25 protein-coding genes are annotated in these 23,195 nt (G+C 41.5%); 17 read left to right on the top strand and 8 right to left on the bottom strand.

What is annotated here, in order from left to right; translation table 11 throughout:
- The first annotated feature begins 225 nt into the window (after positions 1–225).
- From FXN70_RS00705 to pal, 9 genes are all read left to right on the top strand, one after another.
- The gene (locus FXN70_RS00705; RefSeq protein WP_324645501.1) at positions 226–1,566 is read left to right on the top strand and encodes a deoxyguanosinetriphosphate triphosphohydrolase; all 1,341 of its coding nucleotides are present in this window, start codon (positions 226–228) and stop codon (positions 1,564–1,566) included.
- A gap of 13 nt (positions 1,567–1,579) precedes the next feature.
- A complete protein-coding gene (ruvA, locus tag FXN70_RS00700) occupies positions 1,580–2,176 on the top strand; it encodes a Holliday junction branch migration protein RuvA (protein WP_324645500.1) in 597 nt (198 codons plus the stop codon).
- 4 nt (positions 2,177–2,180) lie between these two features.
- Positions 2,181–3,182, top strand: coding sequence for a Holliday junction branch migration DNA helicase RuvB (ruvB, locus tag FXN70_RS00695; RefSeq protein ID WP_324645499.1), 1,002 nt, complete (start codon positions 2,181–2,183; stop codon positions 3,180–3,182).
- 12 nt (positions 3,183–3,194) lie between these two features.
- Positions 3,195–3,608, top strand: a complete 414-nt coding sequence (ybgC, locus tag FXN70_RS00690) for a tol-pal system-associated acyl-CoA thioesterase (protein ID WP_324625711.1) — start codon at positions 3,195–3,197, stop codon at positions 3,606–3,608.
- A 14-nt stretch (positions 3,609–3,622) separates the two neighbouring features.
- Complete coding sequence (gene tolQ / locus FXN70_RS00685) at positions 3,623–4,324, top strand: protein TolQ (protein WP_324645498.1); 702 nt, start codon at positions 3,623–3,625, stop codon at positions 4,322–4,324.
- Positions 4,324–4,776 carry a protein TolR gene (tolR, locus tag FXN70_RS00680; protein WP_324645497.1) on the top strand — a complete coding sequence of 151 codons (453 nt, stop codon included), beginning with the start codon at positions 4,324–4,326 and terminating at the stop codon, positions 4,774–4,776. The genes tolQ and tolR overlap by 1 nt, the downstream gene beginning before the upstream one ends.
- 6 nt (positions 4,777–4,782) lie before the next feature.
- A complete protein-coding gene (gene tolA, locus FXN70_RS00675) occupies positions 4,783–6,123 on the top strand; it encodes a cell envelope integrity protein TolA (RefSeq protein WP_324645496.1) in 1,341 nt (446 codons plus the stop codon).
- Between the two features lie 82 nt (positions 6,124–6,205).
- Complete coding sequence (gene tolB / locus FXN70_RS00670; RefSeq protein WP_324645495.1) at positions 6,206–7,489, top strand: Tol-Pal system beta propeller repeat protein TolB; 1,284 nt, start codon at positions 6,206–6,208, stop codon at positions 7,487–7,489.
- 36 nt (positions 7,490–7,525) lie between these two features.
- Complete coding sequence (gene pal, locus FXN70_RS00665) at positions 7,526–8,095, top strand: peptidoglycan-associated lipoprotein Pal (RefSeq protein WP_324645494.1); 570 nt, start codon at positions 7,526–7,528, stop codon at positions 8,093–8,095.
- A 49-nt stretch (positions 8,096–8,144) separates the two neighbouring features.
- Here pal and FXN70_RS00660 read toward each other — a convergent pair whose 3' ends face one another.
- Positions 8,145–8,348, bottom strand: a complete 204-nt coding sequence (locus FXN70_RS00660; protein WP_324645493.1) for an NF038105 family protein — start codon at positions 8,346–8,348, stop codon at positions 8,145–8,147.
- 180 nt (positions 8,349–8,528) lie between these two features.
- On the opposite strand from FXN70_RS00660, the gene FXN70_RS00655 reads away from it, so the two are divergent.
- The 5 genes from FXN70_RS00655 (at position 8,529) to FXN70_RS00635 (ending at position 11,919) form a co-directional block, all read left to right on the top strand.
- Positions 8,529–9,500, top strand: a complete 972-nt coding sequence (locus FXN70_RS00655) for a class 1 fructose-bisphosphatase (protein WP_324645492.1) — start codon at positions 8,529–8,531, stop codon at positions 9,498–9,500.
- A gap of 67 nt (positions 9,501–9,567) precedes the next feature.
- Positions 9,568–10,347, top strand: coding sequence for an RNA methyltransferase (locus FXN70_RS00650; protein ID WP_324645491.1), 780 nt, complete (start codon positions 9,568–9,570; stop codon positions 10,345–10,347).
- 205 nt (positions 10,348–10,552) lie between these two features.
- A complete protein-coding gene (locus tag FXN70_RS00645; protein WP_324645490.1) occupies positions 10,553–11,191 on the top strand; it encodes an RNA polymerase sigma factor in 639 nt (212 codons plus the stop codon).
- On the top strand, positions 11,178–11,513 hold the full coding sequence (locus FXN70_RS00640) for a hypothetical protein (protein ID WP_324645489.1): 336 nt from the start codon (positions 11,178–11,180) through the stop codon (positions 11,511–11,513). The genes FXN70_RS00645 and FXN70_RS00640 overlap by 14 nt, the downstream gene beginning before the upstream one ends.
- Entirely contained in the window at positions 11,503–11,919 is a 417-nt protein-coding gene (locus tag FXN70_RS00635; RefSeq protein WP_324645488.1) for a DUF3106 domain-containing protein, read from the top strand. Before FXN70_RS00640 ends, FXN70_RS00635 begins: the two co-directional genes overlap by 11 nt.
- Positions 11,920–11,943: 24 nt before the next feature.
- Here the strand turns inward: FXN70_RS00635 and hda are convergent, their stop codons facing one another.
- Both hda and cxpE read right to left on the bottom strand, forming a co-directional pair.
- On the bottom strand, positions 11,944–12,657 hold the full coding sequence (gene hda / locus FXN70_RS00630; protein ID WP_324645487.1) for a DnaA regulatory inactivator Hda: 714 nt from the start codon (positions 12,655–12,657) through the stop codon (positions 11,944–11,946).
- Between the two features lie 27 nt (positions 12,658–12,684).
- Positions 12,685–13,881: a chloramphenicol efflux transporter CxpE gene (gene cxpE, locus FXN70_RS00625; RefSeq protein WP_324645486.1), complete on the bottom strand. Its 1,197-nt coding sequence runs from the start codon at positions 13,879–13,881 to the stop codon at positions 12,685–12,687.
- A gap of 128 nt (positions 13,882–14,009) precedes the next feature.
- Between cxpE and purM the strand changes: the two genes are divergently transcribed.
- Both purM and purN read left to right on the top strand, forming a co-directional pair.
- On the top strand, positions 14,010–15,077 hold the full coding sequence (gene purM / locus FXN70_RS00620; RefSeq protein ID WP_324645485.1) for a phosphoribosylformylglycinamidine cyclo-ligase: 1,068 nt from the start codon (positions 14,010–14,012) through the stop codon (positions 15,075–15,077).
- Complete coding sequence (gene purN, locus FXN70_RS00615) at positions 15,074–15,706, top strand: phosphoribosylglycinamide formyltransferase (RefSeq protein WP_324645484.1); 633 nt, start codon at positions 15,074–15,076, stop codon at positions 15,704–15,706. The genes purM and purN overlap by 4 nt, the downstream gene beginning before the upstream one ends.
- Positions 15,707–15,732: 26 nt before the next feature.
- Here the strand turns inward: purN and FXN70_RS00610 are convergent, their stop codons facing one another.
- Positions 15,733–16,536, bottom strand: a complete 804-nt coding sequence (locus tag FXN70_RS00610) for an alpha/beta hydrolase (protein WP_324646039.1) — start codon at positions 16,534–16,536, stop codon at positions 15,733–15,735.
- Positions 16,537–16,565: 29 nt separating this feature from the next.
- Entirely contained in the window at positions 16,566–17,594 is a 1,029-nt protein-coding gene (locus FXN70_RS00605) for a S49 family peptidase (protein WP_324645483.1), read from the bottom strand.
- A gap of 121 nt (positions 17,595–17,715) precedes the next feature.
- Between FXN70_RS00605 and FXN70_RS00600 the strand changes: the two genes are divergently transcribed.
- The gene (locus tag FXN70_RS00600; RefSeq protein ID WP_324645482.1) at positions 17,716–18,669 is read left to right on the top strand and encodes a lysophospholipid acyltransferase family protein; all 954 of its coding nucleotides are present in this window, start codon (positions 17,716–17,718) and stop codon (positions 18,667–18,669) included.
- Here FXN70_RS00600 and FXN70_RS00595 read toward each other — a convergent pair.
- From FXN70_RS00595 to FXN70_RS00585, 3 genes are all read right to left on the bottom strand, one after another.
- Positions 18,652–21,090 carry a DNA internalization-related competence protein ComEC/Rec2 gene (locus FXN70_RS00595; RefSeq protein WP_324645481.1) on the bottom strand — a complete coding sequence of 813 codons (2,439 nt, stop codon included), beginning with the start codon at positions 21,088–21,090 and terminating at the stop codon, positions 18,652–18,654. The genes FXN70_RS00600 and FXN70_RS00595 overlap by 18 nt on opposite strands.
- Before the next feature lie 82 nt (positions 21,091–21,172).
- A complete protein-coding gene (lolD, locus tag FXN70_RS00590) occupies positions 21,173–21,850 on the bottom strand; it encodes a lipoprotein-releasing ABC transporter ATP-binding protein LolD (protein ID WP_324645480.1) in 678 nt (225 codons plus the stop codon).
- Positions 21,843–23,078, bottom strand: coding sequence for a lipoprotein-releasing ABC transporter permease subunit (locus FXN70_RS00585; RefSeq protein ID WP_324645479.1), 1,236 nt, complete (start codon positions 23,076–23,078; stop codon positions 21,843–21,845). Before FXN70_RS00585 ends, lolD begins: the two co-directional genes overlap by 8 nt.
- Between the last annotated feature and the right edge of the window lie 117 nt (positions 23,079–23,195).

Raw genomic sequence — 23,195 nt, 5'->3', positions numbered from 1 at the left:
ATTAAAGCTCAACGTACGCCCCAACCATTGACGCAGTTCACCCAATACAAGCCAATTTCATCCATCCTGCTTTAATCCTTCATCTTTAACACGTTGTCATGTAAATGACACATCTTCACTTCATAAAGCATTCAAGCACATCACGACAAGGTCTGACGTTGTAGACTAGAGTCTGTGCGGCTTTTTTGGCATGATGTATTTTTACAAAGGATGTTCAGACAATTAATGAAACAAATGCGTTGGTTAGAATTGCTTTCAGCAGTTCGTTTAGGCACAAAAAAAAGTAGCAATGAACTAGGACGTAGTCCTTTTCATAAAGATTATGATCGAATTATATTTTCACAAAGCTTTAGACAATTAAACCGTAAAACACAAGTTCATCCACTCACTCAAAACGATGGCGTCCATACTCGACTCACCCACTCACTTGAAGTGTCTTGTATTGGTCGTTCTTTAGGCATGATGGCGGCTGAAAAAATTAAAGATGATCTACCCGCTTGGATTTCGCCTGCCGATATGGGCGCGATTATTCAAGCAGCCTGTCTAGCACACGACATTGGGAATCCTCCATTTGGGCATGCGGGTGAATACTCGATTCGAGAATGGTTTGACCGTGCAGCAACAACAGGCTTTTTAGACCAGTTAAGCGAAGAAGAACAAGCTGATGTCCGCCAATTTGAAGGCAATGCACAAGGCTTACGTTTACTTACCCGCACCGACTATCATCCTAACGATGGTGGCATGCGTCTGACCTCGGCGACACTTGGTGCTTATTTAAAATATCCGTGGTTATCTAAAACCATTGCAGAACAAGGCAATCAGCCTGCCCATATGCGGGCAAAATTTGGCTGCTACCACACCGAAAAAGAAATTTTAAAACAAATTGCCGAACAGCTCGGACTGATTCAATTGGGTGACTATCATTATAGCCGCCATCCGCTCACTTATTTACTTGAAGCCGCCGACGACATTTGTTATGCCTTAATTGACCTTGAAGATGGCATTAATTTAAATATTCTAAGCTATGAAGAAGTCGAGCCAATTTTCTTAAATCTTATTGCCGACTTTGGTATTCCACATGAACTTTCTTTACCGTGGACCACATGGCAACAAAAAATTGCGGCCCTACGTGGTCGGGTTATGAAACGACTGGTAGATGAAGTCAGTACCGCTTTTGCCCGAAACCAAGTACAAATTTTATCTGGACAACTTAAAGGTTGTTTATTGCAATATTGCCCGCAAGATATTCCGCTTGGTATTGAAGCGGCCAAAGAACTCACCCGTCAGAAAATTTTTAGCCACAAAGAAAAACTTGAGCTTGAAGTGATTGGACACATGAGTCTGCAATATATCTTAGATGAATTTATGCCACTCACCGTTCCCAACAAAACCTTAAGTTTTAAAGAAAATAGTTTAATGATGCTGTTTCAGCAATTTGGTGCGCATTTTGAAAGCAATCACTACCAAAATATTATGCAAGCACTCGACATTATTAGTAAATTTTCAGACCATCAGGCTTACGATTTAGCACAAGTATTACAAGGTCATCGCACCAGTATTTTTTAATTAGGAAACACACATGATTGGTTGTTTAATTGGCGAAGTTTTTGCACTAGAAGCCCCGACGGTACTTTTAAATGTGAATGGGGTTGGTTATGAAATCGACACACCACTTTCAACATTTTGCCAATTACAAAAGGGCCAAAAAGTGACACTATGGACACACTTGGCTGTCCGTGAAGATGCCCAACAATTGTATGGCTTTAGTAACAGCAAAGAAAAGACACTTTTTAGAACATTACTTAAAGTAAATGGGGTTGGACCTAAAATGGCTTTGGGTATTTTATCTACGCTAAGTGTAGATCTTCTCATTCAAACAATTGAACATGACGATGTAAACACTTTGGTTAAAATTCCAGGTGTGGGCAAAAAAACTGCCGAGCGTTTATTAATCGAACTTCGTGACCGCATTAAAACGCTTTCTGCGGGTTCAGCAATCGGTAGCAACCATGCTGTACAACTTTCTGCTCACTCTGCTGTGGCTGAAGCTGAAGCTGCCTTACAGTCTTTAGGTTATAAACCATTAGAAGCACAAAAAGCCATTGCGGCGGTCAAAGACCAATTTACCGATGTTGCCGATTTAATTCGTGCTGCCCTTAAATCGATGATGAAATAAGCCCATGCAAGATCGAATTATTAGCGGTTCAGAAAAACCAGAAGATCAAATAGATCGCGCCATTCGCCCGACCACTTTGGCAGATTATGTCGGACAGCCTGTGGTACGCGAGCAAATGGAAATTTTTATTGGTGCAGCACGTGGACGCGGTGAGGCACTCGACCACACCTTAATTTTTGGCCCACCGGGCTTAGGTAAAACCACCCTCGCCAATATTATTGCCCGCGAAATGGGTGGCAATTTAAAATCTACTTCAGGGCCTGTGCTTGAACGCGCGGGCGATTTAGCCGCACTGCTGACCAATCTTGAAGAAGGCGACGTACTGTTTATTGATGAAATTCATCGACTTTCGCCAGTCATTGAAGAAATTTTATATCCAGCGATGGAAGATTACCAACTGGATATCATGATTGGTGAAGGCCCTGCTGCCCGTTCAATCAAACTCGATTTACCGCCATTTACCTTGGTTGCCGCAACAACACGTGCAGGCTTACTCACCTCACCTTTGCGTGACCGTTTTGGTATTGTGCAACGCTTAGAATTCTACTCGGTTGAAGATTTAACCTCTATTGTGGCACGTTCGGCCTTTTTAATGGATGTACCGATGACCGAAGAAGGCGCGCAGGAAATTGCCCGCCGTTCGCGTGGTACACCACGAATTGCCAACCGCCTTTTACGTCGTGTGCGTGACTATGCCCAAGTCAAAGGTACAGGTGAAGTCACTCAAGAAATGGCTCAACGCGCACTCGATATGCTCAATGTCGATAAGGCAGGCTTAGACACACTCGACCGTCGTTATTTAAGCATGTTGCTTGAACGCTTTGATGGCGGCCCGGCAGGCGTTGAGGCCTTAGCTGCTGCCATGGCAGAAGACAGCGGCACACTTGAAGATGTAATCGAACCATATTTAATCCAACAAGGCTACGTGATGCGTACTGCGCGCGGACGTATTGCCACTAATCAATCCTACTTGCAATTTGGATTGACTCCTCCTGAATCATCATAATGGAACACTTTCATGGCTAATCGTTTTGAGTTCAACATTCGCGTTTATATTGAAGATACCGATGCAGGTGGCATTGTGTATCATGCCAATCATATTCGTTATATGGAACGTACCCGAACTGAATGGCTACGTGCATCTGGCATAGATCATTATTGGCATCAAACCGATTACAACTTTGTCGTGCATAAAATTGATATCAAATATCATCGTCCAATTTTAATGGATAACCTGATTACTGTTACTGCACGTGTTATTTCTTGTAAAACTGCGTCTTTTTTATTGCAACAAGAAATTTATCGTGATGAAATCTTGCTAGCTTCGGGTGAGGTAGAATTAGCGTGTTTAAGCAAAGACATGCGTCCACGCCGTTTACCTGAATATTTAAAACATCTGATCCATGCTCAAATGGAGCAAGAATCCAATTAAGTGACCGTTTTACTATGGCAAATCCTGTGACTTCCTCAACATTGCATATTTCCGATTTAATTTTGCAAGCAAGCCCTGTTGTTCAAACGGTCATGCTGCTGTTACTGCTCGCATCTTTATATAGTTGGTATTTAATTGCGAGGTTGCACTTAGGCTTTAAAAATGCCCAAAAACAAGATGAACACTTTCAAAAAATCTTTTGGTCTGGCGCAGAATTGAGCACTTTGTATAACAATGCACAGCTTAATTCAAAACGTTCTGGGCTTGAAGATATTTTCTATAATGGTTTAGGCGAATTTTTAAAACTAAAAAAACGCCATGCGACTTTGGCGCAAAACATTGAAGGTACCGAGCGTATTTTAAGTGTTGGCTTAAGCCGCGACCAATCGAATATGGAACATGGTTTAGGTTCACTGGCAAGCATTGGTTCGGTTGCGCCGTATGTTGGTTTGTTTGGTACAGTTTGGGGCATTATGAATGCCTTTATTGGCCTTGCAGCTGTTGAACAAGTCACCCTAGCAACTGTTGCACCCGGTATTGCAGAAGCACTCATTGCCACAGCAATCGGTTTATTTTCTGCCATTCCTGCCGTACTTGCCTTTAACCATTTTACTGCAAAAAGCGAAACCATTTACGCCGATCGTGCATTATTTTCTGAAGAAATGATTGCGTTATTACAACGCCAATCTTTAGGGGCAACACAGGAAACTGAATAATGCCAATAAGACGTTCTAGCAAGTTTGCACGAGTTAAAAAACCACTCAAAAGCGACATGAATGTCGTACCATACATTGATGTTATGTTGGTGCTTTTGGTCATTTTTATGGTTACTGCACCCATGATTACTAGCAGCATTAAAGTCGACCTGCCCAAAGCCAATAGCACACCATTTGAGTCTAAAGACAAGCCTGCCATTGTTTCTTTAAAAGCCGATGGTCAATATTATTTAGATTATAAAGATCAAAAAAATGATCAGGCTTTAAGTTTAGACGAACTGAAAGCCACGTTAAGCCAAGCACAGCAAGATGCTGAACAACGAAATCAGCAATTGAATGTATTGGTCAATGGTGATCAATCTCGCCCTTATGGCGATGTTGTCGCACTGATGGCAAATTTACAAGATGCTGGTTTATCGCAAGTCGGTTTACTCACAGCCCCTGTGAAGTAGGTTGTTATGAACAAACGTCAAACACAGCAACCACCTTTTAAGCAAAAAGCCATTGCAATCGGTTTTACCCTTGGGGTACATACCATTGCAGTGGTCGCTTTACTGTATTTGGGCTTAAGTAAACCACCAGAGCCACCCAAACAAATTAAAACCTTTCTTGTTTCGCCTGAAAGTTTAACCAACAATACAGATTCAGCCGCACCAAGTCCTGAACCAAGCAGCAATACACCTGCCGCAACTACAGCAGAACCTCTGCCAGAACCAGTTGAAAACACACGAAGTAATGCTCAAGCGCAAGCTCAGGCACTTTTACAGCAGCAAAAAAAACATGCTGAAGAAAAGCAACTGCAACAAGCCAAAGTAGAAGCTGAGCAAAAAGCTAAAGCCACCGCAGATGCATTAGCACTCGCCCAAAAGCAACACACAGATCAAGAGGCACAACGTAAAGCTGCTTTAGATGCCAAACACAAAGCCGAAGCAGATGCGAAGGCCAAAGCTGCTGCTAATGCCAAAGCACTCGCACAAAAACAACAGGCCGATAAAGCAAAAGCTGCTTTAGACGCTAAACATAAAGCCGAAGCGGATGCGAAGGCTAAAGCTGCTGCCGATGCCAAAGCACTTGCACAAAAACAACAGGCCGATAAAGCAAAAGCTGCTTTAGATGCCAAACACAAAGCCGAAGCAGATGCGAAGGCCAAAGCTGCTGCCGATGCCAAAGCACTCGCGCAGAAACAACAGGCCGATAAAGCAAAAGCTGCTTTAGATGCCAAACACAAAGCCGAAGCAGATGCGAAGGCCAAAGCTGCTGCCGATGCCAAAGCACTCGCGCAGAAACAACAGGCCGATAAAGCAAAAGCTGCTTTAGACGCTAAACACAAAGCCGAAGCAGATGCGAAGGCCAAAGCTGCTGCCGATGCCAAAGCACTCGCACAGAAACAACAGGCCGATAAAGCAAAAGCTGCTTTAGACGCTAAACACAAAGCCGAAGCAGATGCGAAGGCTAAAGCTGCTGCCGATGCACAAGCAAAAGCTGACGCTGAAAAAACGGCTGCTGCCAATAAACAAGCTGAAGTTAAACGGATTGCATCAACTGCGAAAAAGGACTTTACCAATAAAATTAAAGGTATTTGGGATGTCCCATCCGGCACGACAGGAAAAACCGCCAATGTTCGTGTCACCTTAAGTGACTCAGGTGCTGTGGTTTCTGCAATTGTGAACTCAAGTGACCCTGATGTAAAAGCCAGTGTTGAAGCTGCGATACGCAGAGCTGCGCCTTACCCAATGCCAAGTGACCCTGACGCGCGCCGCGAGGCAAGAAGTTTTAGCGCGACATTTACAGCAAAATAGTAGTTCTTCACATTGAGATGTTTTACAGTTAGAACATCTCAAATCTTATTCCACTTTATTAAAAACTGCGAACATAACCACTATGAATATGAATCGTAAACATTTACTTGCTTTAGCACTTATGGCAATTTGTGGACAAACCCTCTCCACCACAGCCTCGGCACAATTGCACTTAGAAATTGCCAAAGCACCCGACCAAGCACCTAAAATTGCAATTGTTCCGTTTAACAACGACCAGAACTTATTTCCAATTGTCGAAAATGACTTAAATCGTTCAGGTCGTTTCTCAAGCGCATCACAAAATCTACCAACTTCAGCAAGCTTAGATTCAATTCAGGCTGATGCTTGGAAAAATGCCGGCATTCCTTATGTCGTGGTCGGCAAAGTCACTCAGCCCGATGCCAACAGCTATCAAATTCGCTATCAACTCTACGATGTGAATAAACAACAATATTTGCTCAATGAAGAACTGACTGCTCCAACGTCTCGCTTACGCCAAGCAGGACACACCATTAGTGATGCGATCTATCAAGCGCTCACAGGTATTCAAGGTGATTTTAGCGGGCGGATTGCGTACGTTCTACGCAACCCAAATACACCAAATCAACGCTATACGCTGCAAATTGCAGACACAGATGGCGAGCGTCCATTTACTGTCTTGGCATCACATCAACCTATTTTATCGCCTGCATGGACACCTGATGGCAAAAAAATCGCCTACGTCTCTTTTGAGAGCAAACGTCCTGCTATTTATTTACAAGATTTATCAACAGGTCAACGCCAAGTATTGGCTAACTTTACAGGTTTAAATGGTGCACCAAGCTTCTCACCCGATGGTAAATCCATGTTATTTACCTCCTCAATGGATGGTAATCCCGACATCTACCAAATGGATTTAAATACCCGTCAAGTCGAGCGTATCACCAATGATTCTGCAATTGACACCGAAGCGCGTTACACACCTGATGGTAAGGCATTTATTTTCACCTCTGACCGTGGTGGTTCACCACAAATTTATCGTTATACCTTTGCAGACGGTATAACCAAACGCATTACTTTCCGTGGTGGATTTAATGCACGTGGATCAATTAGTGCAGATGGTGCAAAACTTGCTATGGTACACCGCGAAGCTGGCAGCAGCTTTAAAATTGCACTACAAGATTTAAACTCAGGTGTGCTCAATTTGGTCACGCCTACCAGTTTAGATGAATCACCAAGCTTCTCCCCTAATGGGCAAATGGTGGTTTATGCAACACGCGAAGGTAATCGCGGCTTACTTTCCATTGTTTCAACCAATGGACAATTCCGTTTAAATTTACCAAGCGAACAAGGTGAAGTCCGCGAACCTGCATGGGCACCGAAATAATCCCTCTTCTATACTGAACTTTTATGGAGTAGAACAATGAAAGCATTACAACTACTGATCATTCCTGCACTTGCCTCGACAATTGCAATGACGGGCTGTGCGAGCCGTAAACCTGTTGCACCGATCAATAGCACGACTACACCAACTGCTGTAACCACAGTGAATACCACAGGATTAAGTGACGATGCAGCATTAGATGCACAGAATTTAAAAGGTGCTTCAGCAAAGGGCGTCACCGATGCAAATCGTGCATTTTTAGCACAGCGTGTGGTGCATTTTAACTACGACAGCAGCGATTTATCGCCAACAGACTACCAAACCCTGCAAGCACATGCACAATTTTTAAAAGCCAACGTAGGTTCTAAAGTTGCATTAACTGGGCATACCGATGAACGTGGTACACGTGAATACAACATGGCACTTGGTGAACGTCGTGCCAAAGCTGTACTGAATTATTTGGTTTCTTATGGTGTGAATGCGACTCAACTTGAAGCAGTAAGCTATGGTAAAGAGATGCCTGTTAATCCAGGACATGACGAAGCAGCATGGAAGGAAAACCGCCGCGTAGAAATCAACTACGAAGCAGTTCCACCGTTACTTAAATAACATTTTTGCTTTAGATGCAAAAAAGTCGCTCAAATTTAGAGCGACTTTTTTAATGAGGGTGTACTTTTTTTGTATTTTCTGCGTTTACCTTACGTGACTGCATAGATTCAATTAAATCGTGTTTATTAAAGTCTTTATATTCAGGCTTGGACTCATAATCTGCCCAAGCAGACTTAACTTTCTCATCCGAAATTTCTTCAAAATCAATTGCTTCACTAGGCGTAGGCATCGCATCAAAGGTTTTTGTAGTCATTGTAGAATACCTCTTGCTCATTTAGGCTAAACTCAAACATAGCATGTTATTTTGACAATTCAAATAGAAAAATATGCAGTTTTATGTCAAGAAAATTTCTTTTTTAGGTCGTTCTCATCTAAAATAGCGCGCAGCTGTTTAGACTCGAAAAAATCGCATAGGATTCGGAGCAATACCATTATGTCAAATATCACGTTATCCCGCTATTTAGAACAAAAAAAGGGAAATCTAACACCAGCATTGGCTAGCGTTATTCATGCGATTATTCACAGCTGTAAAATTATCGATCGTTTATTGCAAAAAGGCGCAATCGAAGGAGTTTTAGGAAGCGCTGAGAATGAAAACATTCAAGGTGAAACGCAGAAAAAACTTGATGTTATTTCAAACCAAGAATTAATTGATATCCTACAATCTCACCCTTCTGTAGGTGGATTAGCCTCTGAAGAGTTAGATACATTTACTGCAGCGCAAGAAAATGGTGATTATTTAGTGTTATTCGACCCATTAGATGGTTCGAGCAACATTGACATTAACATGTGTGTCGGAACAATTTTCTCGATTTTACCTGCTAAAAATACCATTACTCAAGCAAATGATTTCATGCAGCCTGGTGTAAATCAAGTTGCAGCAGGTTATGTGCTCTATGGCCCGTCGACCATGCTTGCTTTAACAATTGGTGCAGGCGTTGCACTGTTCACGTTTGACATCGACAGTAAAGAATTTATTTTAAGTAAAGATAATATTACAATTGACACCTCAACCCAAGAATTCGCGATTAACATGTCGAATCAGCGCCATTGGGAAGCACCAGTACAACGCTATATTGGTGAATTACTTGAAGGAAAAACTGGGGTTCGTAAAAAAGATTTTAACATGCGTTGGGTTGCATGTATGGTGGGTGATATTCACCGTATCTTATGCCGCGGTGGCATCTTTATGTACCCTTACGACCTTAAAAACCCTGAAAAAGCAGGTCGTTTACGCTTAATGTACGAAGCCAACCCAATGAGTATGATGATTGAACAAGCGGGCGGCTCAGCAACCACAGGTCGTATGCGTATTCTTGAAATTGAACCAACTGAACTACATCAGCGTGTTCCTGTCATTTTAGGTGCCACCGACGAAGTTAATTTAGTTACTGGCTATCATTAATTTTTATTTCTCTTTTTTAATATCGAGCATAAGTCTGTATGGCTTATGCTCGATTGGTTTTTAGCTTATGGCAATCCTCTACATCGCATCAAAAGACAACCCAAAAATCAAACATTTACGCGCATTGATCGAACAGAATCAATATCGTAAGAAACATCAACAAACGGTTTTGGAAGGTACACATTTAACATTGGCATGGCTACAAACCCAACAGCCGATTGTGTCTATTTTTACTACTGAAGCCGCACTTGCACACCCCGACTTCGAACAAATTCAAGAACAATATACAGGACATATTTTTGTCATTAGCGAAGTTTTATATAAAGATTTAAGTGGCTTAGGCACCAGTTTAGCCTGCCTAACGATTATTGACTTGCCTCGTAGTAGCCATGCATTGCAATTTGATGTCGACACTTTAATTTTAGACAACGTACAAGACCCAGGCAATGTCGGTACACTGCTCCGCTCTGCTGCAGCTGCCAATGTAAAACAGATTGTCTGCACTCATGGCGTAGCTGCATTATGGTCGCCACGAGTTTTACGTGCCGGCATGGGCGCACACTTCTCACTGCATTGCTATGAAAATGTCGATTTAGCACAAATTTTGCCTAAATTTCAAATTCCCGTTTTTGTGACTAGCTCACACGAACCTGAAAGCATTTACAAGCAAGACCTAACACACGCTTGTGCATGGATTTTAGGCAATGAAGGTCAAGGCGCTTCAGAAACTGCACTTACACATGCCAAAGCAGTGACAATTCCACAACCAGGTGGGCAAGAATCATTAAATGTTGCGATAGCAGGTTCTATTTGCTTATTTGAAATGAGTCGTCAACGTCTTGCATAAATAAAACGAAGCAAGATTCCAATGGGTGATTCAAAAACAAACAATAAATACCATTTTTATGGTCTTTGCTGTTTGTTTACCTGATCACCCTATCTTTTTGCAATAAAATTCCTTTAAACTGAAAATAATTACGCAAATTGTCAACCTTCCTTGTTTTTTGAACGTTATTTAAAGATATTCATTCAAAAAGTGTGGTGGGCATCCAATGACAGGATTTTCCATCTCTATGGATCTAACACCAAAAGAGAGTCAGACCGAACGCACGAGTATCCAAATGGGTACAGTTGAACAACGCTTGAAGCATTTTATGCAAGAGGTGACAGGTCGTGCCTTGGTTATGATGGAAAATGCAACCAAAGGCCAACATGGCATTGCAATGGATTTAGTACAAGAAGCTTTTATTGCACTGCATAAATCCTATGCCGATAAAACCATTACCGAATGGTATCCGTTGTTCTACACCATTTTAAATAACAAATTACAAGATTGGCGCCGTAAAGAAGCCCGTCGTATACAGCCTTTTTCTTTTTTAAAAAAAAACCAACTCGATGAAGATGAATTTTTAGAAATTGAAGATGAACAACAAATTAATCCACCAGAAGCTTTAGTTCAACAAGCTACAGCATCAGAAATTCAAGCCGCTGTCGCAGAACTACCACCTAGACAGCAGCAAGCCTTTATGCTCAGAGCATGGGAAGGATTTGATATTCAAACCACTGCAAAAATCATGGATTGTAGCGAAGGCAGTGTTAAAACCCATTATCACCGTGCATTACAAGGCTTAAGAGCCTCGTTATCACACCTCAACCCTCATATTGGAGGATCATCACATGAAGAAAAATGATGATTTTGCAACTCAGATAACCAAAAAGCTTGATCGGCTTGCACAGAACCATGAGCACACCTCTGATGTGATGCACAACGTACTCGCACAAGTCGAAAAACAACGCCAACGTCGTCAAAATATTTGGAAAATGACCAGTTTTGCACTTGCAGCAACTGTGGCAGGTTTCTTAATTCTGCCAAGTGCATTCGACTTGCATCATCAGTCATCGCCGGAACAAGTCGTTATCAATATTAATAGCAACAAGCTATCACCACAAATGATGGAAGATTTAGAAATGGTCATGGTTTTTGGTGAGGATAAAAACACTCATGGCAGTTAAAAAATGGGGCTTGGCCCTCTTTAGCTTGGTATTTTTACAAACCGGATTTGCAGGTTTTGAACGCTTTTGGCCATTTCATAGCAAAAGTGACTCAATCGCTCAAACTGATGATAACTGGAATGAATTATCAACAGATCAGCAAAAACAATTACTGTCACGCTATCAAAACCTGAAAGATCTTCCAACTACAAAAAGTGAGAGTTTAGAGAACCGCATGAACTGGTTTGCTCAGCTTCCTGAGCAAGAGCAACAAAAAATGCGTGAGGCATGGCAACAAATGAGCACGCAACAACGCCAAGAAATGCGTGAACGCATGCAGAATGCCACGACTGTCGATGAGCGCAATAGCATTCGCCAAGAATATATTCAAAAATTTCAAACAACAGTCATCAAAACCAGCAACTAAAGCAAATTAGCTATTTGGGGTGAGTTACGGTGCTTGCCGATATTCATCAATGAACGCATAAATTTGACGCAAAGTTGCATGTGACAATTTGGTTTTTTCACCCTTGAGTAATTTCTCTAATCGCTCAACAGCTTGCAATAATTGCGATGCTTGATGTGGACCATGTATTAATAAATAATCGATAATTTGTTGATCTAAATGAACCCCACGCCGCAACAACACCGACATCACCAAAGCTTGTCGATCTGCATATAAGCTTCCACTAGGCAACTTTACACTGACCGCTTGGGTTAAACGAGATTGTAAATCAGGCAATTCTAATTTTAACTCAATTGGAGCATGGCGTGATGAAAACACCAACTGCCCACCTTCTTGGTTATTATAATTAATTAAATGGAAAATCGCTTTTTGCCAATGAAGAACACCACTAATTGCGTCAACATCATCTAAAGCAACCAAGTCATACCGCTCAAGTGCTGTAATAGCGTCAATAGGAGCATCAAGCAACTCGAGTAAAGATACTTGAATTGCAGATTTCCCAACTTCCAAATAAGAGTCACAAATCGCAGATAATAAATGACTTTTCCCTGTTCCTGCTCCACCATACACATAAAATCGATTCATAAGCCCTGCATGTAACTGGCGGATTGCGTCAATGACATGCCCCCAACTTGGCCCAGAAAAATCACTAATTCGGGCATCAAGCTGAGGTTCTATATCTAATTGTAATTGACGCATAAATACACAGGTACCTATCAATTTATTTTAATCTGATTGAATCTTACTTGATTTTTCTGCGTCTTGCTCAGATTTTATCTTGATCTCAACATCAATACTATTGGTATTGAATTGCACATGTCCATTTTCGACCACAACTGCATCTGTTAAAGGACTTGGTTTGCCATAAAGTGGGGTGCTCTCATAAAATTCTCGTGCATGTTTGAGTAATACCACAATAATTGCAGCCACAGGTAATGCCACCAACATACCCAAAATTCCACCCAAATGCGCTCCTGCCAAAACAGCAAACACCACAGCCACAGGCGGCAAACCAATTTTGTCTCCCAATAAAAATGGCTGTAAAATATAGCCCTCTATCACCTGTCCAATCATAAAGACCACACCAACTAATAGCAGATGCGTCCAATCTATGCCAAATTGAAACAAGGTGGCAATCACCGCAGCAATAATGCCGACAGCAAAACCTAAATATGGAATGATACTGGCTAGACCTGCAACCATACCAATAATTAGCCCAACTTCTAAACCTATAACTTGCAAGCCAATTGCATAGACTGCACCAAGCAGAATCATCACCAAAAATTGACCTTTAACAAATGCACCTAATACGCCATGACATTCACGAACAATACGCATTGTTGATGCTTCATAAGGTCGTGGAATGAGTCTACGCATTTGCAGCAACATTCGCTCCCAATCAAGCAAAAAGTAAAAAGCAATAATAGGTACAAGCACGACAGTTCCACCAATCTGAATAAAATTGAGTCCAGATTGTGCAAGTTTCAAAACTAACGCTTGAATACTATCAACACTATAATTGGTTTGCACATAACCCATCACTGCATTTGAGATTTGGTCTGTATTTAAACGCATTGGCTCAAGGTGAAATGTCCGTTCCGCCCACGGCAATAAAGTATGATTCACCCAGCTAATACCTGCTGGAATACTATTTTTAGCATACATTGCTTGCTTCCAAAGCAACGGAATGACAAACCAAATGGCAAAAAACAATCCAACCGCAATCCCTAAAAACACAATGCTCGTCGAAAGCCAACGAGGAATATGATATTGCGATAATTTACTAACCAAAGGACTAAATAAGTAAGCAATTAAAAATGCACCAACAAAAGGTAATACCACAGGTATCAGGATATAAATCAACCAAATGATGAGCGTTATCGCCGCCAAAATAAATATTCGCTTTAAAGTGCTATCGACCATAGATGCGCCTATTCCTATTTTGAAATGATTTATCGAATTATTTTAGGCAAAGATAACATTTTATTCGCATAAATAACGTAAGAATTTCGTATATTAGGGTATAATCTGCCGCCAACACAGACCCCAAGATGAGCAACTCAATGACCTCTAATACTGGCCTAAGTTATAAAGATGCAGGTGTGGACATCGAAGCTGGTGATGCACTTGTCGACCGTATTAAATCTGTAGCGAAACGCACCTCTCGTCCTGAAGTGATGGGTGGTTTAGGCGGCTTCGGCGCACTTTGCAAAATCCCAAAGGGCTATGAAGAACCTGTTTTAGTTTCAGGTACAGATGGTGTCGGAACAAAGTTACGCTTAGCATTAAACTTAAACCGTCATGACACAATTGGACAAGACCTTGTTGCAATGTGCGTAAATGACCTTTTGGTTTGTGGTGCTGAACCTTTATTCTTCTTAGACTACTATGCAACTGGTCATTTAAATGTTGATGTTGCAGCAAATGTTGTGACAGGCATTGGTCAAGGTTGTGAACTTGCTGGTTGTGCCCTTGTGGGTGGTGAAACAGCAGAAATGCCAGGTATGTATGAAGGCGAAGATTACGATCTTGCTGGTTTTGCCGTTGGTGTTGTTGAGCATAGTAAAATTATTGATGGCTCTAAAGTTAAATCTGGTGATGTACTGATTGGTATCGCATCTAGCGGTGCACATTCAAATGGTTACTCATTACTCCGTAAAATTTTAGATGTTAAAAATGTTGATTTAACACAAGAAATTGATGGTCGTCCACTGGCAGATGTTGCAATGGAACCAACTCGTATTTATGTAAAGCCTGTTCTTGAACTGTGTAAACAAGTTGATGTTCATGCAATGGCACACATTACAGGTGGCGGTTTACCAGGTAACTTACCCCGCGTACTTCCAAATGGTGCTCAGGCCGTTATTAACGAAAATTCTTGGGAATGGCCGGAACTATTCAACTTATTGCAACGTGAAGGCAATGTTGAACGCTTTGAAATGTACCGCACATTTAACTGTGGCGTAGGCATGGTGATTGCCGTTGACGCAAATGATGCAGAAAAAACCGTTGAAATTTTAATGGCGCAAGGCGAAAAAGCATGGACAATTGGTCATATCCAAGAAAATGCTGAATCGGTTGAAGGCGCTGACGAAAAAGTACGCGTTATTTTCGCATGATCAAAATTGCAGTACTTGTTTCAGGCAGTGGCAGTAATTTACAAGCGTTAATTGATGCCAATTTGTCTGGAAAAATTGTAGGCGTTGTATCGAATCGACCCAATGCCTATGCTTTAGAGCGCGCCAAAAAAGCCAACATTCCAAGCTGTATCATCGAACATAAAGACTTTCCAACACGTGAAGCCTTTGACGATGCAATGCAAAAACAATTGCAAGCTTGGGATGTCGATGTGGTGATTTTAGCGGGATTTATGCGTATTTTGACCCCGAAGTTTGTACACGCTTGGGAAGGACGAATGCTTAACATTCATCCTTCTTTATTACCTGCTTACAAAGGTATGCACACCCATCAACGCGTATTACGCACAGGTGATATGTGGCATGGCTGTAGTGTGCATTTTGTGACTGCAGAATTAGATGCAGGACAAACCATCGCTCAAGGTGTTGTGCAAGTACAACACCACGATACAGCCGAAAGCCTTGCAGCACGTGTGCATCAACTTGAGCATGTGGTTTATCCACAAGTCGTGGAATTGCTATGCCAAGGACATTTGCTCTATCAATCAAATACGCAAATTCTTTATAAAGGCAAAATCCTCAAAGACCCACTGCAAATTTGCCAAATTTAAAAAAAACGCATCAAAAGATGCGTTTTTTATTTTGCTAATAATTGTCGAATTTGCCTCACCGTCTGTTCAGGATATTCTAGTGGGAACATGTGTCCACCTTGCACAACATCAAACGGAATATGCAGTTGTTGCTGCACCAAATGGGTAATTTTTTGTTGATAGAACATACTCTGCTCACCCACTAAAATATCAGTTTTCATTGTTGGCTTAGGCTGTTTTTTGCGCCACCAATACGATGGATTGGTTCTAAAAATTTCCACTTCTGCCATTTTAGGAATCGTTAAACTTACCCCACCTTGAATTGGATTATCGGTTAAGGCATAGCGGATATAATTTTCAAAACAGGTTGCATCAAAATGTTGATAAAACACTTTAGGGCGCAATAAAGCTGCGGCTTGTTCACGCGAGTCCCAATGATCCCGTCGGTGTTTCGACAATCCTGCAGGGCTTAAACGATCAACAAGTGATGCTTTAAAGTGTTTGGCAAAATCAAAAACCAATCCTGCCTTACCCAAAATAAATGCAGGATCTAATAAAATCACCTGCCCAAATAATTCAGGGCGGCGCTGTGCTGCCAAATAGGTTAGCACCGCCCCCAAAGAATGCCCCAAACCAATCACAGGGCGACCACCGCCCTGCTGCACCACACTGTCAATCACTTGCTGTACCATGCTGTGCCAATGCTGATCAATCGGATAACGCTGATCTGTTCCCAATAAAGGTACAAATATCACCTCATAATCAGGCTGAAGTAAATCAAAGAGTTTTTGATAAACCTGAGATGGCACACCATTGGCATGGGCAAAGTGAATAACGGTTTTTTGTATCATCATCCTTGATTCAACTCCTAAAGCTTGAATTACTTGAGTTCAAGCTGTTTTTGGCTACTGATTTTTTGTGTTACTGTTTCGCTAAAACCTTGCCCAAATTCAGCCCCCATCTTGCCTAAAATCGACTCAAATGGATTATGTTCAACGGTATAATCAACCGTTTTATCAAGCTTTAATTCTCGTTTCAAGCTTTCAAGATTACCCGCACGGTCAGCAACACCCAATTTCACCGCTTGTGCACCACTCCAAAAAAGCCCCGAGAACATCGCAGGATCATTGCTCTTTAAACGCGTACCACGACCTTCTTTTACCGCATCAATAAAGTGTTGATGAACATCATCTAATACACCTTGAACATGCGCGCGTTGCACAGGATTAATCGGTTTGGTCATACTTAAAATATCTTTGTTGTCACCGGAAGTCATCGTTCGGTCTTCAACACCCAATTTTTGTGCCAAGCCCGATACACCATAATTTGGCATAATCACCCCAATTGAGCCCACTAGGCTTGATGGATTGACCCAAATTTCGTTAGCGGCAGATGCAATATAATATGCGCCCGATGCGCCCATATCGCCAATCACAGCATAGACTTTTTTATTGGGATATTGTTTTTCTAATAAACGAATTTCTTGCCAAATATTATCCGACTCGACAGGTGAACCACCGGGTGAGTTAATATTTAAAGCAATCGCTTGGCTATTCTTGGCAGCAAACGCTTTTTTCAGGGCTTTAATCGTATCTTCACTATTAACCGCTTTGCTGCCACCTCCGCCAATCGTACCAATCACGTCCACAACAGCTAAATGGTTACTTGCACTTGTCGCGGTATCATCGGTGTCGGTTGAACAGCTGCGTAACATCAACCCTAAAACGACAAATAAATAGACAAAGGTTAAAATTTTGAAAAATATCCCCCAACGACGCGCTTTTTTCTGTTCATCCACCGAGCTTAGCAAGACTTTTTCAAGTAATTGCCATTCTTTGCCTGTTGGCGTGGATGATGAATTTTGTTGTTGTGCTGCATCGTGCAGCGGTTTAGGTGGCCAATCAGACATCGTTTTCGTCCTAAAATTTTTAATGCTGTGATTATATACGTGATCGACACGCTTACTGTCTAAAAGCGACTTTTTGGCATATAATATTTTACTTCTATATGACAAACGATAATTTTTTGCATTGATCATGGCAAATTCTCAATCTTTTACTTACCACGCGCTTAAATTTATAAGTAAACAGCCGCTGCATTTTGCGCGGTCTATGGCCGGTTTCTTGGCATCGATCACCTATAAACTTCACTTGTCGAAAACTGCCGATGCCGCTGAACGCAACATTCAAATTGCATTACCTGAATTGAGTTCAGTACAACAACAGCGAATTATCAAACAAGCAATTCAAAATGAAATGATGTCTTATTTTGAGTTTTTTAATGTTTGGGGCGCAAGTAATAAAAAGAATATTGCCCGCATTCATAAAATTTACGGCGAACAAATTTTTCACGATGCGTTGGCAGAAGGTAAAGGTCTAGTGCTTATCGTACCGCACTTTGGTACATGGGAAGCTATGAATGCTTGGTTTGCAGCGCATACCGCCATGACCATTATGTATAAACCAATTAAAAATAGTGCGGCAGATACCTTTGTCCGTGAAGCTCGTAGTCGTGAAAATGCCACCCTTGTACCGACAGATGAATCTGGCGTACGCGAAGTGTTTAAAAGCTTAAAGCGTGGCGGCACAACTGTCATTTTACCTGACCACAGCCCAAATGTAGGTGGCACAATGGTCGATTATTTTGGGATTCCACTCGCATCGAGTAACTTATCCGCCAAGCTGATTCAAAAAACCAAAGCGCGTGCCTTATTTTTATATGCCATGCGTAATGACAATGCGGGCTATGATATGCACATTGAAGCGATTGATGAGCAAATCTATCAAGGTAGTGATGTTGAAGGCACGCGAATTATTCATCACATGATTGAAAATTTAATTCGTCAATATCCAGAGCATTATCATTGGAGCTACAAACGCTTTAAAGCCAATCCTGAGCTTGACGATGTCTATCATCTTTCTACAGAAGACGCGCTAAAAAAAGTTGCACAAGTACGCAAGCAGGCCTTAACGAAAGCCGACTAACCACGGTTTACTTTGACGATAAAACTGCACCTGTAACTGTCCGACATCATTCATTGTCAATGTCATCGTTCCTTGCTCGGCAGTGCTATAAAGCGGAATGCCAAGTTCAGCCAAGCGCTGTTTAACTTCACGGCTTGGATGCCCATAGCGATTATCAAAGCCCGCTGAAGCCACTGCTATTTTAGGTTTCAGTTGAGTTAAAAATGCCATTGATGAGCTGTGCCGACTGCCATGATGCCCTAAAATCAGCACATCAACTGGTAAATTTGGATAATCCATTAAAATGCGCTGCTCCGCCAGCGCCCCTGCATCGCCCATAACCAGTATATTTAATTTTTGTGCTGCATGGTGATATTGCAGATACAGCACACAAGACAATTCATTGCGCTGTGTTGGCACTTGCGCCAATTCATGGCTTAAAGGTGATAAAACCCGAATACTTAAATTGCCTTGCCCAAATTGTTGTCCCGTACTGCAATATTGAAAAGGTACACGACCTACCAAATTGGGGTTTTCATTGGCAGTAAGCTGCGCGATTTTAATTTCAGAAGCAATATGATTTAACGCACCGCTATGGTCTAAATCTAAATGGGTTAAAATGACCTGATCGAGCTTTGAAATTCCTGCTTGGGCAAAAAATGGGAGTAACACCATTTTACCAATACCAAAGTTTTGTTCTTGATAACTGCCACCTGTATCAATCAAACTGTGTCGCTGTTGATGACGTAAATAGATTGCCTGACCTTGCCCAACATCTAACACCTTTAACTCAAACTCATTTGCATATTTAATCGGTAGAAGTAACGGAATGCAGCACAAAACTGCCCACGTTTTCGGTACAACACCACGTGGTAAAAATAAAATCATTAAACCAATCGACACGCAAAGTAATTGCAATGGTGTTATCGCAATCCACTTTAACGCATTTGGTGACAAAGCCATTAAGCCATCTAAACATGCCGTTAAAGCATGTAAATTCCATTCAACCAGTTGATAAATTCCTAAACCTAAGCGAGGCGAAAACCACGACAGAATCGCTGCAATAATATCAAGCGGTACAATAATCGCACCAATCCACGGTACAGCAAACAGATTCGCAAAGGGTGCAAGCCATGACACTTGTTGAAAAAATAATAAGGTTAACGGTAATAAGGCAATGAATATTTTCCACTGTGACTGCCAAGCCAGTTTGCAGTAAAACCATGCCTGCTGCCGCCAATTCACAAAGACCTGCTCGGGCTGTTGCTGTAAGGTCTGATAAATACGCAGCAGAATAAGGCAAGAACCATAAGATAACCAAAACCCTGCCGACCACAAACTAAATGGGTCAAAAAATAGCATCAAAGCTGCGCTGCATAGCAGTACCATAATTGGACTAATCCTTTGATACAACCACAAACCAAACAACAAAATACAGGTGGTGATGAGGGTACGCCATGCAGGAATTTCAAATCCAACAAAGCCACAATAAAACATCACACCCAATAGAAATGGCACACTTAACACAAAAGGTTTGGGATATTTCAAATATAGTTTAGGGCATCGCCAAATAATGATTCGATGCAACAACCAACACAACATTGCAGCAAAAACCAAAACATGCGGCCCTGAAATTGCCAATAAATGGCTAATCCCTAAGGTCTGAAATTGCTGCTGAATTTGTGGATTGAGTAAACTTTCATCGCCCGTAAGCAGTGCCAATAATAAACCTTTTTGCATAAAGGGTTGTTTGGCAATTAGATTGCGATAAGCCAAACGCTGCTTTTCAATCGCCATATTGATGCGTAACCACAGCCCTTGATTTGCTTTAATAAAAACCGCATTGGTTTGCTGAATAGCGATCGTTTCAGATATTGCTTGAATGGTATCGACCTGAAAATTGGCTTGTAAGTCTTGTTGTAAATACCATTTTTCTTGGTCAAATGCCCCAACCACTGCAAAACTATGTGCAGGACGGATTTTTCCTGTTAACCGATAATACTGTCCAATCTTTAAAGGCGATGCATAATTTTCAAGCTGTGTGGTTTTAAAGCGTGCCAACCAATGCACTGTTTGTGCATGTTTCGACGAATACACATTTAAGACTTGTTTGGCCCCATTTTCCGTTAACTCATCCATTTTGGATACAAATACCACCACATCAGCAGATTTCGTGGATGTTTCAACTAAGCGTAATCGTTGTTCAAAACATGTCTGTGCATAAAAAACCGCACTGAGGAAAATTGTAATCAAAAAAATGCTACGGCAAAGGTAATGCCAAAATAGCATTCTACTTTTAAGCATCTGAAATTTTAATAACAGCGCGAAGACTATACTCAGCCCGACACTAGCAACCACATCAACCTTAGACAACCAAACAGCTTCAGGCATTCCCAAAGTAGCAATGCCTAAAATCCAAGCAATAAAAACTAACATCCACATGTTATTGATCTATTTTTATTTTATTGAAAAACAATTAAAGCCCATAAAATGGGCTTTAACAAGGCGTGGTAGGCGATTTATTTTATCGCCACAAGCCATCTTGCATGTGTAAAATGGTGTTAGCAGACTGCGCCAACTGTTCATCATGCGTAACAATCAACATCGACATTTTGAGTTCTTGTTTTAACTCACTGAGTAATTCAAAAATACTCATTGCCGTGTTACGGTCTAAATTTCCTGTAGGTTCATCGGCAAGAACCACTTTAGGGCTGGTCACCAAAGCACGCGCTAGTGCCACACGCTGCCGCTCTCCACCGGAAAGCTCACCCGGTTTATGCGTTAAACGGTGAGACAAGCCTACTCGCTCAAGTAAATATTCTGCGCGTTGTTTGACTTCTTTATAATTTGTGCCTTTACGCAGCATCAGCGGCATTGCCACATTTTCTAAGGCATTAAATTCGGGCAATAAATGATGAAACTGATAAACAAAACCTAAGTGCTGGTTACGTAAATCGCCGCGGGTGGTTTCATTTAAATGATCAAAGCGCTGACCATTCAAGCAAACTTCACCTTCACTTGGGCGGTCCAAACCACCAAGTACATGCAACAGCGTACTTTTACCTGAACCACTTGAACCCACAATCGAGATAAACTCACCTTCTCGAACTTGTAATGACAAGCCTTTTAATACATGCACATGGCTTTTGCCTTCGCTAAACGTTTTGGTAATATTTTTGGCTTCTAAAATAATGTTACTCATAACGTAATGCCTCGGCAGGTTGGATTTTAGCAGCACGAATTGCAGGATAAATCGTCGCCAAGAAGCTTAAAATCAACGACACACTCACAATGACCGCAACATCTTGCCATCTTAAATACGAAGGTAAATAGTTGATAAAGTACGCATCAAATAAATGCCAACCTAATCGGGTATTTAGCCAATCCATAATATTACTGATGCTAGTCGCAAAAATAATACCCAATACTGCACCTGCCAGTGTCCCAATCACCCCAATAATGGTGCCTTGCACCATAAAAATTCGGGTAATGGTCGCAGGCGATGCACCTAGTGTTCTTAAAATAGCAATGTCGGCTTTTTTGTCCGTCACCACCATCACCAAAGATGACACAATATTAAAGGCCGCAACCAAAACAATTAAGAACAACAATAAGCTGACCATCGATTTTTCCATCTGAATGGCGCTAAATAAATTACCTTGTGTATAGGTCCAATCTGACCCATAAAAATCTTTCGGTAACGTTTTGACAATATCTTGGGTCACTTGTGGCGCTTGAAATAAATCATCAAGTTTCATACGAATGCCCTGCGCCCCGTCTGGCAAACGCAATAATGTTGCAGCATCATTTAAGGCAATATAGCCCAGTGAACCATCAACCTGCGCACCAATACTGAAAATACCCACAATTTTAAATCGCTTAAAGCGTGGCACAATTCCCGCAGGCGAAGGCGTGGCTTCAGGCAAGACCAAAGTTACATAATCGTTCAAACCTAAGCCTAAACTGTCGGCCATTTGTTTGCCGAGCACAATGCCAAAACTGCCTTTTTTTAACGCATCAATACTACCTGCCACCATGTGGTCTTGAATAATCGACACATTTTTTTCAAACTTTGGTTCAATTCCATTTACCATTAAACCCGAAACTTGACCTTGTGCAGTCAGCATGCCTTGTAATTGAGTAAATGGCGCAACGCCTGTGACATGTGGATGTTGCTGTATTTTTTTCGCAAGCTCAGGCCAATTGGTAATAATTTCGTTTGAAGAAACCGTCGCTTGTGGAATCATGCCTAACACACGGTTTTTTAATTCTCGGTCAAATCCATTCATGACCGATAACACCGTAATCAATACCGCTACGCCAAGCGTTAGCCCGATCATCGACACTAAAGCAATGAATGAAATAAAGTGGTTACTACGCCGAGCGCGTGTATATCTTAAGCCGATATACAGCGAGATTGGTTTAAACATATGACCCAAATCCAAGGTGTTTGATACGATTTTAAAATCATATACCGAAAAAATGAGGATTTTACGCTTCATCTCATTTCGATATATACCTAAAAGATTGCAAAAGCTTATCGTGAT

It is taken from the genome of Acinetobacter sp. MD2, from assembly GCF_035615575.1.
Lineage (GTDB): Bacteria > Pseudomonadota > Gammaproteobacteria > Pseudomonadales > Moraxellaceae > Acinetobacter.
Note: the sequence above shows the minus strand (reverse complement) of the source record. Positions and strands in the feature narration are given on the sequence as shown.

Bases quoted from the DNA above. Each gene is read 5' to 3' on its own strand.
- hda (WP_324645487.1), bottom strand. From the start codon at position 12,657: ATGCGTCAATTACAATTAGATATAGAACCTCAGCTTGATGCCCGAATT.
- FXN70_RS00585 (WP_324645479.1), bottom strand. From the start codon at position 23,078: ATGTTTAAACCAATCTCGCTGTATATCGGCTTAAGATATACACGCGCT.
- purM (WP_324645485.1), top strand. From the start codon at position 14,010: ATGAGCAACTCAATGACCTCTAATACTGGCCTAAGTTATAAAGATGCA.
- tolA (WP_324645496.1), top strand. From the start codon at position 4,783: ATGAACAAACGTCAAACACAGCAACCACCTTTTAAGCAAAAAGCCATT.
- FXN70_RS00635 (WP_324645488.1), top strand. From the start codon at position 11,503: ATGGCAGTTAAAAAATGGGGCTTGGCCCTCTTTAGCTTGGTATTTTTA.
- tolB (WP_324645495.1), top strand. From the start codon at position 6,206: ATGAATATGAATCGTAAACATTTACTTGCTTTAGCACTTATGGCAATT.
- ybgC (WP_324625711.1), top strand. From the start codon at position 3,195: ATGGCTAATCGTTTTGAGTTCAACATTCGCGTTTATATTGAAGATACC.
- FXN70_RS00645 (WP_324645490.1), top strand. From the start codon at position 10,553: ATGACAGGATTTTCCATCTCTATGGATCTAACACCAAAAGAGAGTCAG.
- tolR (WP_324645497.1), top strand. From the start codon at position 4,324: ATGCCAATAAGACGTTCTAGCAAGTTTGCACGAGTTAAAAAACCACTC.
- ruvB (WP_324645499.1), top strand. From the start codon at position 2,181: ATGCAAGATCGAATTATTAGCGGTTCAGAAAAACCAGAAGATCAAATA.
- FXN70_RS00595 (WP_324645481.1), bottom strand. From the start codon at position 21,090: ATGTGGATGTTAGTTTTTATTGCTTGGATTTTAGGCATTGCTACTTTG.
- FXN70_RS00655 (WP_324645492.1), top strand. From the start codon at position 8,529: ATGTCAAATATCACGTTATCCCGCTATTTAGAACAAAAAAAGGGAAAT.
- FXN70_RS00640 (WP_324645489.1), top strand. From the start codon at position 11,178: ATGAAGAAAAATGATGATTTTGCAACTCAGATAACCAAAAAGCTTGAT.
- FXN70_RS00610 (WP_324646039.1), bottom strand. From the start codon at position 16,536: ATGATACAAAAAACCGTTATTCACTTTGCCCATGCCAATGGTGTGCCA.
- FXN70_RS00650 (WP_324645491.1), top strand. From the start codon at position 9,568: ATGGCAATCCTCTACATCGCATCAAAAGACAACCCAAAAATCAAACAT.
- cxpE (WP_324645486.1), bottom strand. From the start codon at position 13,881: ATGGTCGATAGCACTTTAAAGCGAATATTTATTTTGGCGGCGATAACG.
- pal (WP_324645494.1), top strand. From the start codon at position 7,526: ATGAAAGCATTACAACTACTGATCATTCCTGCACTTGCCTCGACAATT.
- lolD (WP_324645480.1), bottom strand. From the start codon at position 21,850: ATGAGTAACATTATTTTAGAAGCCAAAAATATTACCAAAACGTTTAGC.
- FXN70_RS00660 (WP_324645493.1), bottom strand. From the start codon at position 8,348: ATGACTACAAAAACCTTTGATGCGATGCCTACGCCTAGTGAAGCAATT.
- tolQ (WP_324645498.1), top strand. From the start codon at position 3,623: ATGGCAAATCCTGTGACTTCCTCAACATTGCATATTTCCGATTTAATT.
- ruvA (WP_324645500.1), top strand. From the start codon at position 1,580: ATGATTGGTTGTTTAATTGGCGAAGTTTTTGCACTAGAAGCCCCGACG.
- FXN70_RS00705 (WP_324645501.1), top strand. From the start codon at position 226: ATGAAACAAATGCGTTGGTTAGAATTGCTTTCAGCAGTTCGTTTAGGC.
- FXN70_RS00605 (WP_324645483.1), bottom strand. From the start codon at position 17,594: ATGTCTGATTGGCCACCTAAACCGCTGCACGATGCAGCACAACAACAA.
- purN (WP_324645484.1), top strand. From the start codon at position 15,074: ATGATCAAAATTGCAGTACTTGTTTCAGGCAGTGGCAGTAATTTACAA.